This window comes from Novosphingobium sp. 63-713, assembly GCF_001898925.1.
In the GTDB taxonomy this organism is placed as follows: domain Bacteria; phylum Pseudomonadota; class Alphaproteobacteria; order Sphingomonadales; family Sphingomonadaceae; genus Novosphingobium.
This window is the reverse complement of record NZ_MKVS01000027.1, coordinates 17,599-30,855: the sequence shown is the minus strand read 5'-3', so window position 1 is coordinate 30,855 and position 13,257 is coordinate 17,599. Positions and strand designations below refer to the sequence as shown.

Sequence of the window (13,257 nt, the reverse complement as noted above, 5' to 3'; positions counted from 1 at the left end):
ATTATCGCGCAATGCGGGCTTTCGTTTTTCCGGGTCAGGGCAGCCAGAAGGTTGGTATGGGCGTCGAGCTGGCGGCGGCCAGCGCTGTGGCCCGCGAAGTGTTCGAAGAGGTCGATGACGCGCTGGGCCAGAAGCTCTCCGCGATCATGGCCGAAGGGCCGGAAGACGCGCTGACGCTGACCGAGAACGCGCAGCCCGCGATCATGGCCAATGCCATCGCCACCTTGCGCGTGCTGGAGGCCGAGGGCGGCATCCGTCTGGCCGACAAGGCCGATTTCGTCGCGGGCCATTCGCTTGGTGAATATACGGCGCTGTGTGCGGCGGGGGCTTTCTCGCTGGCCGATACGGCGCGGTTGTTGAAGCTGCGCGGCCAGTCGATGCAGGCGGCTGTGCCAGTGGGCGTGGGCGCGATGGCGGCTCTGTTGGGCGCGGATATTGAAAAGGCGTCCGCTCTGGCGGCGGCGGCTGCCGAGGGCGAAGTCTGCACCGTGGCCAATGACAATGATCCGGGTCAGGTCGTCCTTTCCGGCCACAAGGGCGCGATTGACCGCGCCATCGCCTTGGTGAAAGAACATGGCATCAAGCGCGGCGTGGCGCTGCCGGTGTCGGCGCCTTTCCATTGCCCGCTGATGCAGCCTGCTGCCGATGCCATGGCTGATGCTTTGGCGCGCACCGCGCCGGGCGCGCTCTCGGTCGCACTGTTTGCCAATGTGACCGCCGATGTCGTGACCGATCCGGCCTTGGTGCAAAAGCTGCTGGTCGAACAGGTCTGCGGCCGGGTGCGCTGGCGCGAAAGCGTAATCGCCATGCAGGCAGCGGGCGTCACCGAATTCGTCGAACTGGGCGGCAAGGTGCTGGGCCCGATGATCGGGCGCACCGTCAAGGATGTGAAGATTACCAGCGTGGTGACGATGGCCGACATCGAAGCGCTGCTGAAGGAGATTTGAGCGATGTTTGATCTGACGGGTATGACCGCGCTGGTAACGGGCGCGAGCGGCGGCATCGGTTCCTCGGTGGCGAAGGCTTTGGCCGGGCAGGGCGCGCGTCTGGCGCTGTCGGGCAGCAATCAGGCCAAGCTGGAAGCCTTTGCGGCGGAGCTGGCCAAGGACTCTTCAGCCGATCACATCTGTCTGGTGGCCGATCTGTCGGACAAGGACAGTGTTGAGGGGCTGATCCCCGCCGCTGTCGCTGGTTTGGGCAAGCTCGACATTCTGGTCAACAATGCCGGGATCACGCGCGACAATCTGGCTATGCGCATGAAGGATGATGAATGGGATGCCGTCATCCGCATCAACCTTGAAGGCGCCTTCCGCCTGATGCGCGCTGCCACCAAGCCGATGATGAAGGCCCGTTTCGGCCGCATCATCAACATCACCAGCGTTGTGGGCGCCACGGGCAATCCGGGCCAGATCAACTATGCTGCCGCCAAGGCGGGCCTTGTTGGCGCGTCGAAATCGCTGGCGCAGGAATTGGCGAGCCGCAATGTGACGGTCAATTGCGTTGCCCCCGGCTTCATCCGCACGGCGATGACCGATGTCCTGCCCGATGCGCAGAAGGACGCGCTGAACAGCCGCATCCCGATGGGCCGCATGGGCGAGGGCGAGGATATCGGCGCTGCTGTGGCCTTCCTGGCCTCGAAGGAAGCAGGCTATGTGACCGGCCAGACGCTGCATGTGAATGGCGGCATGGCGATGTTTGCCTGATAGGCTGATGTTTGCCTGAGATTTGGGGCGGGGGCGTTTGCGCGCTTCCCGCCCTATTCCTTTCTGACGCTGCCCTCGGCCACGTGCCACTGTGCCGCCTTGCCCTTCAGCGCATCAAAGGGCGCCAGTTCCGTGCCGGTCATCCACACCTGCGCCGCGCCTGCCTCCAGTCTTTCGAACAAGGCGCCCCGCCGGATCGGGTCAAGATGGGCGGCCACTTCATCCAGCAGCAGCAGGCGCGGGCGGTCTGTATCCCCCGACAATTCCGCATGGGCCAGCGTGATGGCGATCAGCATCGCCTTTTGCTCGCCGGTCGAACATTCGGCGGCGGGCTGATTCTTGGCCGCCATGGTTACGCCAAGGTCATCCCGATGCGGGCCGGTCAGTGTGCGCTGCGCCGCGCGATCCCGGCGGCGTTGCTCGCGCAGCGCCTGCGCCAAGGCGTCCACATCAGTCGGTCCGCCCGCCTGATAGATCAACGCGGGCCGCGCAAAGGGCGAGGGGGGCAGGGTTTCGAGTTTGGCGTTAAGCGCCTCGATCAGCCGCGCCCGCCCGCTGGCCAGCGCTCCGCCCGCCTCGGCAATCTGCGCCTCGATAGCATCCAGCCAGCGCGCATCAGGCTCCTGCGGGGCGGAGAGTAGGCGGTTGCGCTCGCGGATCGCGGCCTCGGTGCGGGCGGCATGGGCGGCATGGGCCGGGTCCAGCGCCAGCGCCAGACGATCGACAAAGCGCCGCCGCCCGCCCGGCGAATCCATGAACAACCGGTCCATCGCCGGGGTCAGCCAGAACAGGCCCAGCCATTCCGACAGCGACAGCGCGCTGGCATCCGCGCCATTGACGCGCACGATGCGGCGGCCCGGCTTGTCCGGCGCGGTGCCTGTGCCAAGGCGCACGCCCGCGCCATCGCGCAGCAGGTCCCCCGAGACCGCAAAGGCGCCGTCGCCGGCTTGCCCGGCCATATCGGGCAGGGCGGCCCGGCGCAGGCCGCGGCCCGGCGCGAACAGTGAGATGGCCTCAAGGATATTGGTCTTGCCCGCGCCATTCTCGCCCACCAACAGGTTGAACTTGCCCGTTCCCTCCAGCGCGGTGGCGCGGTGGTTGCGGAACCAGCCCAGACGGATGCGATCAAGCGCCATGGGCCGGGCTGTAGCCGGATTGGGCCGCCGGGGCCAGCCTTGGTGAAAAATGCGAAGGCTTGGGATTTTGCGCCATATAGGATGCCGCAGGAATGGCCGTTTTTCGGGCGTTTCGCCAATTGGCACGGGCCATGCAATTCCCTCTGCACAGGCGGCGGCCACCGACCGGCCCCGCACCAAGGAGAAAAACCATGAACAATTACGACCCGATCCGCCCCACGAATGGCTTTATGCTCGACCGCCGCAACAAGAAGATCTTTGGCGTCTGCTCGGGGATCTCGGCCTATTTCGGGCTGGATGTGACGCTGGTGCGCGTGGCCTTCGCGCTGGGGGCGATCCTGGGGTTTGGCTCGCTGTTTCTCGTTTATCTGGCGATTGCGTTGATTGCTGATTGATGGGTGGGGTTTGGAGGAGTGCATTGCCTCCGGCGGGCAAAGGGTCTCGACCCTTTGCAATCCCGTTACTGTCTATAGTGTGTTTCGGGTTTGGCGGAGGCTGAAATTTGCAGCGTTTGAATGGTAAAGCCTGCGGCGCTGAAAAGCGTTTCCTAGCCGCGCCGCAGGCTTGCAAAGCCCAGCTCTAAACATCATGTTACCAACACCACCCCATTAATGGGATTGCAAAGGGTCGAGACCCTTTGCCCGCCGGAGGCAGACTCTCTTTAAACCTTTAAACCTCCGCCGCCTTGGCAAAGGGCGAGAATTTGGTGTCCGTATCGAACACTTCCACCCCTTCGCGCTTTTTGAGGAAGCCCACGACCCAGTAGGTCGCGGGTGTCAGGATCACTTCCCAGCTCACCTTGATGGCCCATTGGGTCCATGCCACCTGCATCACCTGCGCGCCGGTCCAGCCATCGGCGGCGTAGAAGGCGAGGGGGTAGAAGAGCGCGCTGTCCACCGCCTGACCAAAGACAGTAGAGCCGATGGTGCGGGTCCACAGCTTTGATCCGTTGGTCAGGATCTTCATCTTGGCAAGGACGAAGGAATTGACGAATTCCCCCGCCCAGAAAGCCGCGACCGAGGCAAAGACGATGCGCGGGGTTTGGCCGAACACGCTTTCATAGGCGGCTTGGCCGGTCCATCCCGCGTCGGGCGGCAGGGCGACCACGACCAGGCTCATGAACACCATGAAGAGCAGCGCCCAGAAGCCGACCCAGATGCAGCGGCGCGCATTGGCATAGCCATAGACCTCGGTCAGCACGTCGCCGATGATATAGCTGATGGGAAAGAACATCACGCCCGCGCCAAACGGCCATGGGCCGATAAAGGGCAGATCCACCACCGCGCGCTTGCCTGCGCCGATCAGGTTCGAGAGCAGCAGGATGGTGACAAAGGCCGCCATCACATAATCGAAATAGCGGAAGTGGCGGCGCGCGCCTGCGCTGCCTTCGAGGCGGAAGAGGGGGGATTGGCTCATGGCGCCAAGCTAACCTGCAATATTGCGTTTGCGCAAGAAAAAGGGCGCCCCGGATGGAGCGCCCTTTGGTTCATCAACCCTGATCCGTCATCAGAAGTTGAAGCGCACGCCCCCGGTGAACCGGCGGCCGAAACGTTCCCATTCGGTGGTGTAGTTCTGGCTGAAGCCGGCCGAACCGCCGCTGGCGTTGATCAGCCCGCTGGGATCGACAAAGCGGCGGCCGGGCTGGTTGAGCAGGTTTGAGGCATCGAAATAGATCGAGAAGCGCTTGTTGATCTGATAGCGGGCCGAGAAATCCATTTCATCATCCGCCGCCCAATAGCTGTCGCCGCCCGCCGAGAGATCGTCGCCAATGGCATCGAGCCATTTCGAGCGATACTGATATTGCAGGCGCAGGGTCAGGCCGTATTTCTCATAATAGCCGCCAAGGTTGTAAACCATGTCCGAGGTGTTGGGCAGGCGCACCTTGCGGGCGGCAAAGCCGTCATAGGCCGCCTTGGTGACCGAACTGTCGTTCAGCATCAGGTTGGCGTTGATGCCGAAACCGCCCATCCAATCGGGCAGGCCCGCCTTTTGCGTCCAGGGTTCGAGACTTTGCTGAAAGGCCACTTCCAGACCCATCAGATGGCCGCTGCCCGCGTTGTTGATGCCGCGGAACGTGTAGTTCGAACGGTCCACCCCGCCGCTGTTGAGCGAATCCGAGCCATAGGTCCGCACCGAAGTGTAGAGGACGTTCTCGACCTTTTTGTAATAAAGGCCCGCCATCAGGAAACCGCTGGGGCGCATATACCATTCGAAATAGGCGTCCACGCCATAGGCGCGCTCGGGCTTGATGGCGGGATTGCCGCCCGAAATGGCCTGATTGGTGTCGCTGATCACCACGTTGGGGCGCATCTGGTCATAATCGGCGCGCGCGGCCCCGGTGGTAAAGGACAGGCGCAGCTTCTTGGTCTGATCGACGTTATAGTTGAGATGCAGGCTGGGGAAGGCCAGCAACTGGCTGGATTTGGCGTTCAGGTCGCGGGTGCTGACCGCGCCGGTGGTGCTGGTGATCGTGGCCACGGCATTGCCGGTGTTGGTGATGTTTTCAAGGCGCACACCGGCAAGGATGCTGCCCCAGTCATAGCGCAGCGTGCCCATCAGGAACCCGGCATAGACCTGTTCACGCACCCGGTAATTGTTGTCGGTTACGGGCACGCGGGCATAAAGCTGACGCGCCTTGTTCGAGGCGTCGCGCATCTTGGCGGTGTCGAAATAGTGGAAGGTGTAACCCATCGCGATCTTGCCCATAAAGGGCTGATTGGACAGGAAGCTGCTGTAATCGCTCAGCCCCAACGCGGCCAGATTCGAGGCGCCCGAGACCGAAATCTGCATTTCATTGGCGGTCTTGGTGCGCTGGTCATACTGGAAACCGGCCTTCAGCGTCAGATTGCCGCCCAGAAACTCGGTCTGCTTCGACAGGACCAGGCGGCCCGTATAGGCGCGGGTCATGTCGATGGCGTCCAGCAGAGTGAAGGAGGAAGCCGGTTTGGTGAACGTGTCGATGTCGGTCACGCGCGTGCCCGCCGAGAGCAGGCCGCCCGAGCTGTTGGTGGTGTAAAGGTTGAGCGTCGAGATATTGGGATTGGTGTAATCATAGGACACGGTCGGCCGCGCGGTCAGCGTGCTGGGGCTGTCCCAACCCACTTCGCCCACGACCGAGCGGTCATCCTTGCTCTCGGTGTAATTGCCCGCCCAATTCAGTTTCCAGCCGCCGTCGAATTCATGGCTGCCTTCCAGCGTGTTGGTGAAGATCGACTGGCGATAGGCGCGCAGGGTGGAGCGCTGGCGGATGTCGATGCCATAGATCGTGCCCTTGGTCGGCGTGTTGCCCGAGCAGACATCGGCATAGGCCGAGGTGGCATAGGAGGTCTTGACCGACGTGTCGCAGGCCGCGCTGGCGTTACTCAGCGAGGATTGCTTGTCATCCATGTCGAAGCGGTAATTGTCGCGCGCCTCGTCATCGGAAAAGATGGTGTAGATGCTGCGGAAAGAGATCGTGTTGCGCTCGTTGGGCTTGTAATCCAGCCGCCCCGACACCGACCAGTTCTTGCGCGTCAGGCGATAGAGCTTGTTCTCGCTTTCGGCCACCCAGATGCGGTTGGCATTGCCGGGGCGCTTGTCCTGCGACACGTTTTCCCAGTCATTCTCGAAATTGTCGGTCACCATGTCGCGCTGGTAATAGCTGCCTGAGAGCAGCACGCCCAGTTCGCCTTCGCCCACCTTGAAACGGTCGGAAAGCACCAGCGAGCCTTCATATTCCGGCCGGCCGCCATATTCCTGCTGGCCATACCCGGTCTTGCCGTTGATGTGCAGACCATTGAAATCAAAGGCCGAGCGCGTGACGACATTGACATTGCCCGACACGGTTTCGCCCGGCATTTCGGGCGTCACGGCCTTGTTGATGATGATCTTGCCCGCAATGGCCGAGGGCACCGAGTCAAACCGGCTGTCGCGCCCTTCGGGGCTGACCACATTGATGCCGTCGAACGACAGCGTGGTCCAGTTCTTGGGCCCGCCGCGCAGGGAGATGTAGCGCGCCTGCCCCTGATCGCGCTCCACCGCCACGCCGGGCAGGCGGCCTGCGGCCTGGGCGATGTTCTGGTCGGGCAGGCGGCCCACCGCGTCCGATGCGGCCACGGTCACCAGCGAATCGGACAATTGCTGAACCTTGAGCGCGGCGGCTTCGGATTCGGCAATCGGGCGCGCGCCCTGCACCACGATGGACTGGCCATTATCGGCGACATCGGCGGCGGCGGGATTGGCTTCGGCGGCCTGCGTTGCCATCGGAAGGAACATGGCCGAGCAGAGCAAGGCAAAGCGCGCGCTCCGCATGGCGCGGCGCGCGGTGAAAACAGACGTCATGATATGCCCCGTTATTTGGTCAGAACTCGAGCGGGGGGCTAGGGATGGATTTTGACAATTCTGTTCCGGTCCTGTGACAGGAAATGTCATAAAAGATGATTTTATGATCTTTATATATTGTTGAATTTATATGTTTTTTATAGTAAAGGCGCCAGTGTCCACATCGGGTCGCGATCCACCTTTGCGCATTGCCACCTTTGCCGCTATGGGGAGGGCGTCATGCGGCGATCCGCCCGTTCATGACATGCGCGCCCGTAGCTCAGCTGGATAGAGCACGAGCCTTCTAAGCTTGGGGTCACAGGTTCGAACCCTGTCGGGCGCGCCAATTTCAAAGGGTTAAGTTCAACTGGTCAGGCGCTGAACCATCGCGCGGATGACCGACAATTGCGCCCCGTTCTGCGTCTGGAAATTCAGCCCGCTATAGCCCCACCAGTCCCAGCAGCCCTGCGGATTGGCCGGAAAGGTGCTCTTGTTGACCTGGGGATAGAGCGTGATGATGCGATTGGCATCGGCCCACGCGTTATAGCCCAGCCGGTTATAGACCGCATCGCCCACCAGATCCGCGCTCTGCAGACAGCCATGGAAGACGACATGCACCGCGCAAGGGCCGCCGCCGTCGCGGCAGGCGGAGGGCACATAGACATAACCGGTGGGCGCCATGCCGCTGCCGGTGGCGCCGGGAAACTCGCTCTGGTCAAAGGGGATGGGCTGGGCCGAAAGGGTCGCGGGTTTGGGGCGCAGGGGGCCGTAAATATGCGATAGGATTGCGCCGGGTTGATCGTAATACTGCGCGCCCACCTTGCATTCATTGACATAGGGCGCGGCATTGGCTCCGCAGACGCTGCCGAAATTGCCCGACAGGAAAGCATGGCCCGCGGGCGTATTGCGGACATAGCGCAGGCTGGCCGCAGGCACGCGCGCGGCGGCGTAAAAGTCGCGCACCGCATTCATCGCGCTTTGTTTGACCACGATGTCCTTGGTGCCGCTGAACAGATAGACTTTGTGTTTGGCGATATTGGCCACAGGATCGACCATGCCGATGGCGGCAAAGCTGCTGGCCGCGCCATAGGAGGCCGCGCCGCTGGGGGCGCCCTGCATACAGGTGGTGATGCCGCCCAGATTGACCCATGCGCAATTGTATGGCCCTCCGGCGACCACGCCGACGCCGATCACGCTGCCTGAAAAGGCGACATCATATTGGACCGCCATGAAGGCGCCCGAGGACAGGCCCGAAACCGAAACCCGCGCCGGATCGGCGTGAAGGGCGGGCAATTTATCGGCCGCCGCCGCCATGGAGGCAAAGGGAAATAGAATGAAAAAGGCTGTTCGACCCATGCGCATGATGACCTCCACAAGAAAAGGATCAAGGTTGCAGGTAATTCGATTCGCCGTTTCATCCATCCTCTTATGGCGCCAGAGTAACACCGGCCCATGACGGCACAAATAAGGGAATGCGCCCCGCCCTTGTTAACTGAGCGCGGCGGCTTCCTCCCATCGCGCGGGCAGGGTGATGCGTACCCGCAGGCCCCCTCTGGCGCGGTTTTCGGCAGTGATCGTGCCTTCATGCACGATCACCGCCCGCTGCGCGATGGCCAGGCCAAGGCCAAATCCGCCCGTCTCGCCTTCGCCCCGGTGAAAGGGTTCGAACAGGCGGTCGATCTGATCGGGGGCCACGCCGGGGCCTTCGTCCTCGATGGTGACGACGATCCGCTCGGGTTCCTCGGACAGGGTGACGCCGATCGTGCTGTCTCCGGGCGAAAAGCGCAGCGCATTGCGCAACACATTTTCAAACGCCCGGCGCAGCAATTCGGCGTCGCCCGTCACATCGGCATGGAAACCCTCGGGCATGCTGGCATGGCGCGACAGGTCGATGCGGACATTCTTGGCCTCGCTCTCAAAGCGGACATCGGCCAGAATATCCTCGATCAGCGCGCGCAGATGGACGAAATGCTCCGGGCTGGCGCTGGCGCTTTCCAGCCGCGAGAGGGTGAGCAGACTGCCCGCCATGGCGTCGAGACGGCGCGCTTCCTGCTCGATCCGGTCCAGCGCCGTGACCGCCCCTTCGGGCTTTTGCCGCGCCAGCGCGATGGCCAATTGCAGCCGGGCCAGCGGCGAGCGCAATTCATGCGACATGTCGTCAATCAACTGGCTGCGCGAAAGCACCAGTTGCTCGACCTTTTCGGCCATGCCGTCAAAATCGCGCGCCAGATCGGCGATTTCGTCGCGCCGCCGCCCCATCCGCGCGGCCAGACGCACCCCCAGATCGCCGCGCGAAAACCGGTCGAGCCCCTCACGCAGCGCCCGGATCGGCAGCGAGAGATAAAGCCCCAGAATGGCCGCAAAGATCAGTCCGGACAGGACGCCGCTGATATAAAAGATCAGGGGCGGGGCAAAGTGGTCCTTGTCGAACCTTTGCGGCAGGCGATAGAAAATGCGCCAGCGGCGGCCATCGGGCGCGGTGGCCTGCGCCGTGGTGGCGCGCACGCCTTGGGGCGCCCGCACCCCATCGGGCGCAATCACCAGCGTGGGCATCGGCCCGTTCAGCAAGCCTGCCGGGATGGCCTGCGGCCCCTCATGCGTGATGATTGCGGCGGCCATCTGTTCCAGCCGGGGCGCGGCATAGCGTTCCAGATTGTCGGCCCAATAGGGATGATCGCGTTCCAGAACGAGGAACAATGTCCAAAGGCCTGCCAACTGGGCAAAGAACACACAGCAAAAGGCGGTGAAGATCTTCCAGAACAGCCGCCCCTTCACGCCGCCTGCTCCAGCCGCCAGCCGATCCCGCGCAAGGTGGCGATGCGCAGGCGCTCACCGCTCGCCCGCTCCAGCTTCTGGCGCAGGTTCGAGATGTGGACGTCGATAGAGCGGTCATAGCTTTCCCGCCGCCGCCCCAGCAGGCGCAGCGACAATTCATCCTTGGTCGACACCCGTTCGCCCGCGCGGATAAGGATTTCGAGCAGGTTGAACTCGGTCGCCGTCAATTCCAGCGCCATGCCCTCCCACCCGGCCCAGCGCCGCGCCGCATCCAGCGAAAGCGCGCCCAGCCGCAGATGATCGCCATTGGCCGCCCGCCGCGCCGGGCGGCGCAGCACCGCGCGCAGCCGCGCCACCAGCTCGGGCGGGAAATAGGGCTTGGCCACATAATCATCCGCGCCCAGCTCCAGCCCGATCACCCGCTCCGTATCGTTGCTTTTCGCCGTCAGCATGATGACGGGCACATCGCTGGTGCCCCGGATATGGCGCAACAGGTCGATGCCATTGCCGCCCGGCAGCATCACGTCGAGGATCACCGCATCATACAGGCCCGACAGCGCCGCCTCGCGCCCACCCGCCGCATTGTGCACCGCGCGGCAGGCAAAGCCTTCGCCCTCCAGATACTCGGCGAGCATCTGGGTGAGGGCGGCATCATCATCGACCAGCAGAATGTTGAAGGCGGGTGTTTCCATGCGGCTTTGCTTTTGACGGTTTGCATCGCGCTTGTCCCGCCCGATTTACACAAACCTTACACTTCACTTGCGAAGTCCTGACCCGCAAGGCCCGCGCGCGCTGGCATAAGCGGCGCCATGATGCGACGTATTCCATCCCTCCTGACGCTGCCTGCGCTCGCCCTGCTGGCCGGGTGCAGCGCGAGTTCCGTGTCCCGGCCCAACCTGACGCTGCCCCAGCGATTCGCCGCTCAGCCCGAGGCCCATGCGCCCGGCGCCGAGGCGCTCGACCGCTGGTGGCTGCTGTTTTCCGACGATCAGCTTGCCGCGCTTGAAGGGGAGGCGCTGGCCCATGCCCCCGATGCGCGCTCGGCGCTGGCTGTGCTGGACGAGGCGCGGGCGACCCGGTCCAAGGCTCTGCTGGCCTATGACGTGCAGGGCAATGCCTCCGGCTCGATCACGCGGGGCCAGACCACGATCAGCGGAATGAGCGGGGCGGGGGCTTTCCTGATGACCCCCACCGGCGCGACCACCACCAGCGCGGGAAGTTTCTCACCCTCGTGGGAGGTGGACCTGTTCGGCCGCCGCGATGCCGCGCGTCAGGCTGCCGATGCCGACTTGACCGCCGCCACTTTCACCTATCACGCTGCGCTGCAAAGCCTGACCGCACAGGTGGCCAGCAATCTGTTCCAGGCGCGCGGCCTCTCGCTGCAACTGGCCGAGGCGCGCGACAATCTGCGCGTGGCGCGCGAACTGGCCGATATTGGTCAGCGCAAGGCCAAGGCGGGCATCGGATCGCAGGTTGACGCCGACAGCCTGCTGGCCGACCGCGCCACCGCGCAGGCCAATGTGCTCCAGCTTGAGGCGCAACTCTCCGTCTCGCGCCGGACCTTGCTGGTGCTGATCGGGCGGGCGGGGGCGGCTCCTGAAACGCTGGCGGTCGATGGCGCGCTGGGCGCTCCGCCCGATGTGCCCGATGCCACGCCCGCCACGCTGCTGGTGCGCCGTCCCGATGTGATGCAGGCCGAGGCGCGGCTGCGTTCGGCCATGGGCACGCTACGTCTCGATTCGCTGGCCCTGCTGCCCAAATTCACGCTGCAAGGCACCACCAGCATCAGCGCCATTGCCGGGCCTGCGGGCTATACCACCTCGCTGTGGTCGCTGGCCGCCGGGGTGGCCATGCCGGTGTTCGACCGCGCGCGCCTGCTGGGCGAAAGGCGGGCGCAGCGGGCAAGGGCCGAGCAGGCCGCCATCGCCTATGAAAAGGCCGTCCAATCCGGCTTTGGCGAGGCGCAGAACCAATTGGCCACCTATGGCGCCGACCGCGCCCGCCTTGCCCTGCTGACCGAGGCCGAGGCGCGTGCGCATCACGCCTTTGACGGCCAGAACGCGGGCTATCGCGCGGGCGTGGTCGATCTGACCGCGCTGCTGACGGCCGAGCGCACATGGCGCAATGCGCGCACCTCGCTCTCGGCGCTGCGCGCCACGACGATGAGCGATGCCGTCAATGTTTTCAAAGCGCTGGGCGGGGGCTGGACCCCGCTCGACCCGAACCATCCTGTGACTTCTTTCCCGGATCAAAAACCATGAACGCCCGTCCGCTTGTTCTCGTCGCCCTCATCGCGCCTGCCTTTCTGGCGCTGGCCGCATGCAGCAAGAGCGAGGCGCCGCCCCCTGGCGCCGACACGCCCCGCGCTGTGCCTTTTGCCATGGTGGCGCGCGTGCCTTTGGGCGCGGGCATCAATGTCAACGGTCGCCTTGTCGCGCGCGAAGAAGCCGCCGTTTCCAGCCAGCTTTCGGGCTATCTTGTGGCCCGCGTGCTGGTGGATCAGGACGCGCTGGTGCGCGCCGGCCAGCCTTTGGCCGAACTCGACGCCACCTTGCTGCGCGCCGATATCGCGCAAAGCCGCGCCGCTCTGGCCCAGACCCGCGTGGCCGCCGACAAGGCCGATCAGGAATCCTCGCGCGTGACCGCGCTCGACCACACCGGCGTGCTCTCCGACGAAGCCATTGCCCAGCGCCGCCTTGCCGCGCGCACGGCCCATGCGCAGGTCGACCAATCGCAGGCGCAATTGTCCGCGCAACTGGTCAAACAAGGGCTGATGGTGGTGCGCGCACCGGTTTCGGGCCGCATCCTGACGCGCACAGTGCGTCCCGGCGATGTGGCCTCGCCCTCGACCGTGATGTTCACCATGGCGCGCGATGACCGCGCCGAACTGGACGCGGAAATCCCCGAGGAAGTGCTGGGCGGCATCCATGCGGGCGATCATGCGCGGGTGCGCCTCGCCTCGGGTCGCTGGGTTGATGGCACGGTCCGCCTTGTGGCCGCGCAGGTCGATGCGCAGACGCGCCTTGGCCGCGCCCGCATCCTGCTGCCGGTGGACCGTGAAATCCGCCCGGGCGGCTATGCCCGCGCCGAATTGGCAGGAAAGCCGATGCCCGTGCTGGCCGTGCCGGAAGCGGCGGTGTCCTATGACGGCAATGGCGCCTCGGTCACGGTGATCGAGGCTGGCGACAAAGTGCGCCGCGTGCCAGTGAAAACCGGCGCGCGCGGCGGCGGCATGATCGAATTGACCCAGGGCCCGGCCGCAGGCACCCGCGTGCTGACCGGATCGCAGGACTTTGTGCTGGACGGCGAAAAGGTCCAGCCGGTCCGGAAGGGAAACTGATCCC

Annotated in this window: 11 protein-coding genes and 1 tRNA gene; 6 read left to right on the top strand and 6 right to left on the bottom strand. The window is 64.3% G+C overall.

All coding sequences use genetic code 11. From position 1 onward, the window contains the following. The first annotated feature begins 11 nt into the window (after window positions 1-11). Together fabD and fabG are read left to right on the top strand one after the other, a co-directional pair. Window positions 12-947, top strand: coding sequence for an ACP S-malonyltransferase (gene fabD / locus BGP00_RS14155; RefSeq protein WP_292691229.1), 936 nt, complete (start codon window positions 12-14; stop codon window positions 945-947). Window positions 948-950: 3 nt separating this feature from the next. Further along, window positions 951-1,703, top strand: coding sequence for a 3-oxoacyl-[acyl-carrier-protein] reductase (gene fabG, locus BGP00_RS14150; protein WP_292691231.1), 753 nt, complete (start codon window positions 951-953; stop codon window positions 1,701-1,703). A gap of 53 nt (window positions 1,704-1,756) precedes the next feature. Here the strand turns inward: fabG and recF are convergent, their stop codons facing one another. Then, on the bottom strand, window positions 1,757-2,839 hold the full coding sequence (gene recF, locus BGP00_RS14145; protein ID WP_292691232.1) for a DNA replication/repair protein RecF: 1,083 nt from the start codon (window positions 2,837-2,839) through the stop codon (window positions 1,757-1,759). Window positions 2,840-3,030: 191 nt separating this feature from the next. Here recF and BGP00_RS14140 point away from each other — a divergent pair, with 191 nt between their 5' ends. Further along, complete coding sequence (locus tag BGP00_RS14140) at window positions 3,031-3,234, top strand: PspC domain-containing protein (RefSeq protein ID WP_183621546.1); 204 nt, start codon at window positions 3,031-3,033, stop codon at window positions 3,232-3,234. Window positions 3,235-3,508: 274 nt separating this feature from the next. Here BGP00_RS14140 and BGP00_RS14135 read toward each other — a convergent pair whose 3' ends face one another. Both BGP00_RS14135 and BGP00_RS14130 read right to left on the bottom strand, forming a co-directional pair. After that, window positions 3,509-4,255, bottom strand: coding sequence for a queuosine precursor transporter (locus tag BGP00_RS14135; protein WP_168603628.1), 747 nt, complete (start codon window positions 4,253-4,255; stop codon window positions 3,509-3,511). 90 nt (window positions 4,256-4,345) lie between these two features. Continuing rightward, the gene (locus BGP00_RS14130) at window positions 4,346-7,159 is read right to left on the bottom strand and encodes a TonB-dependent receptor (protein ID WP_292691236.1); all 2,814 of its coding nucleotides are present in this window, start codon (window positions 7,157-7,159) and stop codon (window positions 4,346-4,348) included. A gap of 248 nt (window positions 7,160-7,407) precedes the next feature. Between BGP00_RS14130 and BGP00_RS14125 the strand changes: the two genes are divergently transcribed. Further along, window positions 7,408-7,484: transfer RNA gene (locus tag BGP00_RS14125), tRNA-Arg, on the top strand. 17 nt (window positions 7,485-7,501) lie between these two features. Here the strand turns inward: BGP00_RS14125 and BGP00_RS14120 are convergent. The 3 genes from BGP00_RS14120 to BGP00_RS14110 form a co-directional block, all read right to left on the bottom strand. After that, complete coding sequence (locus tag BGP00_RS14120) at window positions 7,502-8,500, bottom strand: PHB depolymerase family esterase (protein WP_292924443.1); 999 nt, start codon at window positions 8,498-8,500, stop codon at window positions 7,502-7,504. A 126-nt stretch (window positions 8,501-8,626) separates the two neighbouring features. Next, a complete protein-coding gene (locus BGP00_RS14115; protein WP_292691238.1) occupies window positions 8,627-9,913 on the bottom strand; it encodes an ATP-binding protein in 1,287 nt (428 codons plus the stop codon). Next, a complete protein-coding gene (locus BGP00_RS14110; RefSeq protein WP_292691240.1) occupies window positions 9,910-10,605 on the bottom strand; it encodes a response regulator transcription factor in 696 nt (231 codons plus the stop codon). The genes BGP00_RS14115 and BGP00_RS14110 overlap by 4 nt, the downstream gene beginning before the upstream one ends. A gap of 117 nt (window positions 10,606-10,722) precedes the next feature. Here BGP00_RS14110 and BGP00_RS14105 point away from each other — a divergent pair, with 117 nt between their 5' ends. Beyond that, on the top strand, window positions 10,723-12,174 hold the full coding sequence (locus BGP00_RS14105; protein WP_292691242.1) for an efflux transporter outer membrane subunit: 1,452 nt from the start codon (window positions 10,723-10,725) through the stop codon (window positions 12,172-12,174). Beyond that, window positions 12,171-13,253: an efflux RND transporter periplasmic adaptor subunit gene (locus tag BGP00_RS14100; protein WP_168603623.1), complete on the top strand. Its 1,083-nt coding sequence runs from the start codon at window positions 12,171-12,173 to the stop codon at window positions 13,251-13,253. Before BGP00_RS14105 ends, BGP00_RS14100 begins: the two co-directional genes overlap by 4 nt. Window positions 13,254-13,257 lie beyond the last annotated feature (4 nt).

Bases quoted from the DNA above. Each gene is read 5' to 3' on its own strand.
- BGP00_RS14135 (WP_168603628.1), bottom strand. From the start codon at position 4,255: ATGAGCCAATCCCCCCTCTTCCGCCTCGAAGGCAGCGCAGGCGCGCGC.
- BGP00_RS14100 (WP_168603623.1), top strand. From the start codon at position 12,171: ATGAACGCCCGTCCGCTTGTTCTCGTCGCCCTCATCGCGCCTGCCTTT.
- fabD (WP_292691229.1), top strand. From the start codon at position 12: ATGCGGGCTTTCGTTTTTCCGGGTCAGGGCAGCCAGAAGGTTGGTATG.
- BGP00_RS14130 (WP_292691236.1), bottom strand. From the start codon at position 7,159: ATGACGTCTGTTTTCACCGCGCGCCGCGCCATGCGGAGCGCGCGCTTT.
- BGP00_RS14110 (WP_292691240.1), bottom strand. From the start codon at position 10,605: ATGGAAACACCCGCCTTCAACATTCTGCTGGTCGATGATGATGCCGCC.
- fabG (WP_292691231.1), top strand. From the start codon at position 951: ATGTTTGATCTGACGGGTATGACCGCGCTGGTAACGGGCGCGAGCGGC.
- BGP00_RS14120 (WP_292924443.1), bottom strand. From the start codon at position 8,500: ATGCGCATGGGTCGAACAGCCTTTTTCATTCTATTTCCCTTTGCCTCC.
- BGP00_RS14105 (WP_292691242.1), top strand. From the start codon at position 10,723: ATGATGCGACGTATTCCATCCCTCCTGACGCTGCCTGCGCTCGCCCTG.
- recF (WP_292691232.1), bottom strand. From the start codon at position 2,839: ATGGCGCTTGATCGCATCCGTCTGGGCTGGTTCCGCAACCACCGCGCC.
- BGP00_RS14140 (WP_183621546.1), top strand. From the start codon at position 3,031: ATGAACAATTACGACCCGATCCGCCCCACGAATGGCTTTATGCTCGAC.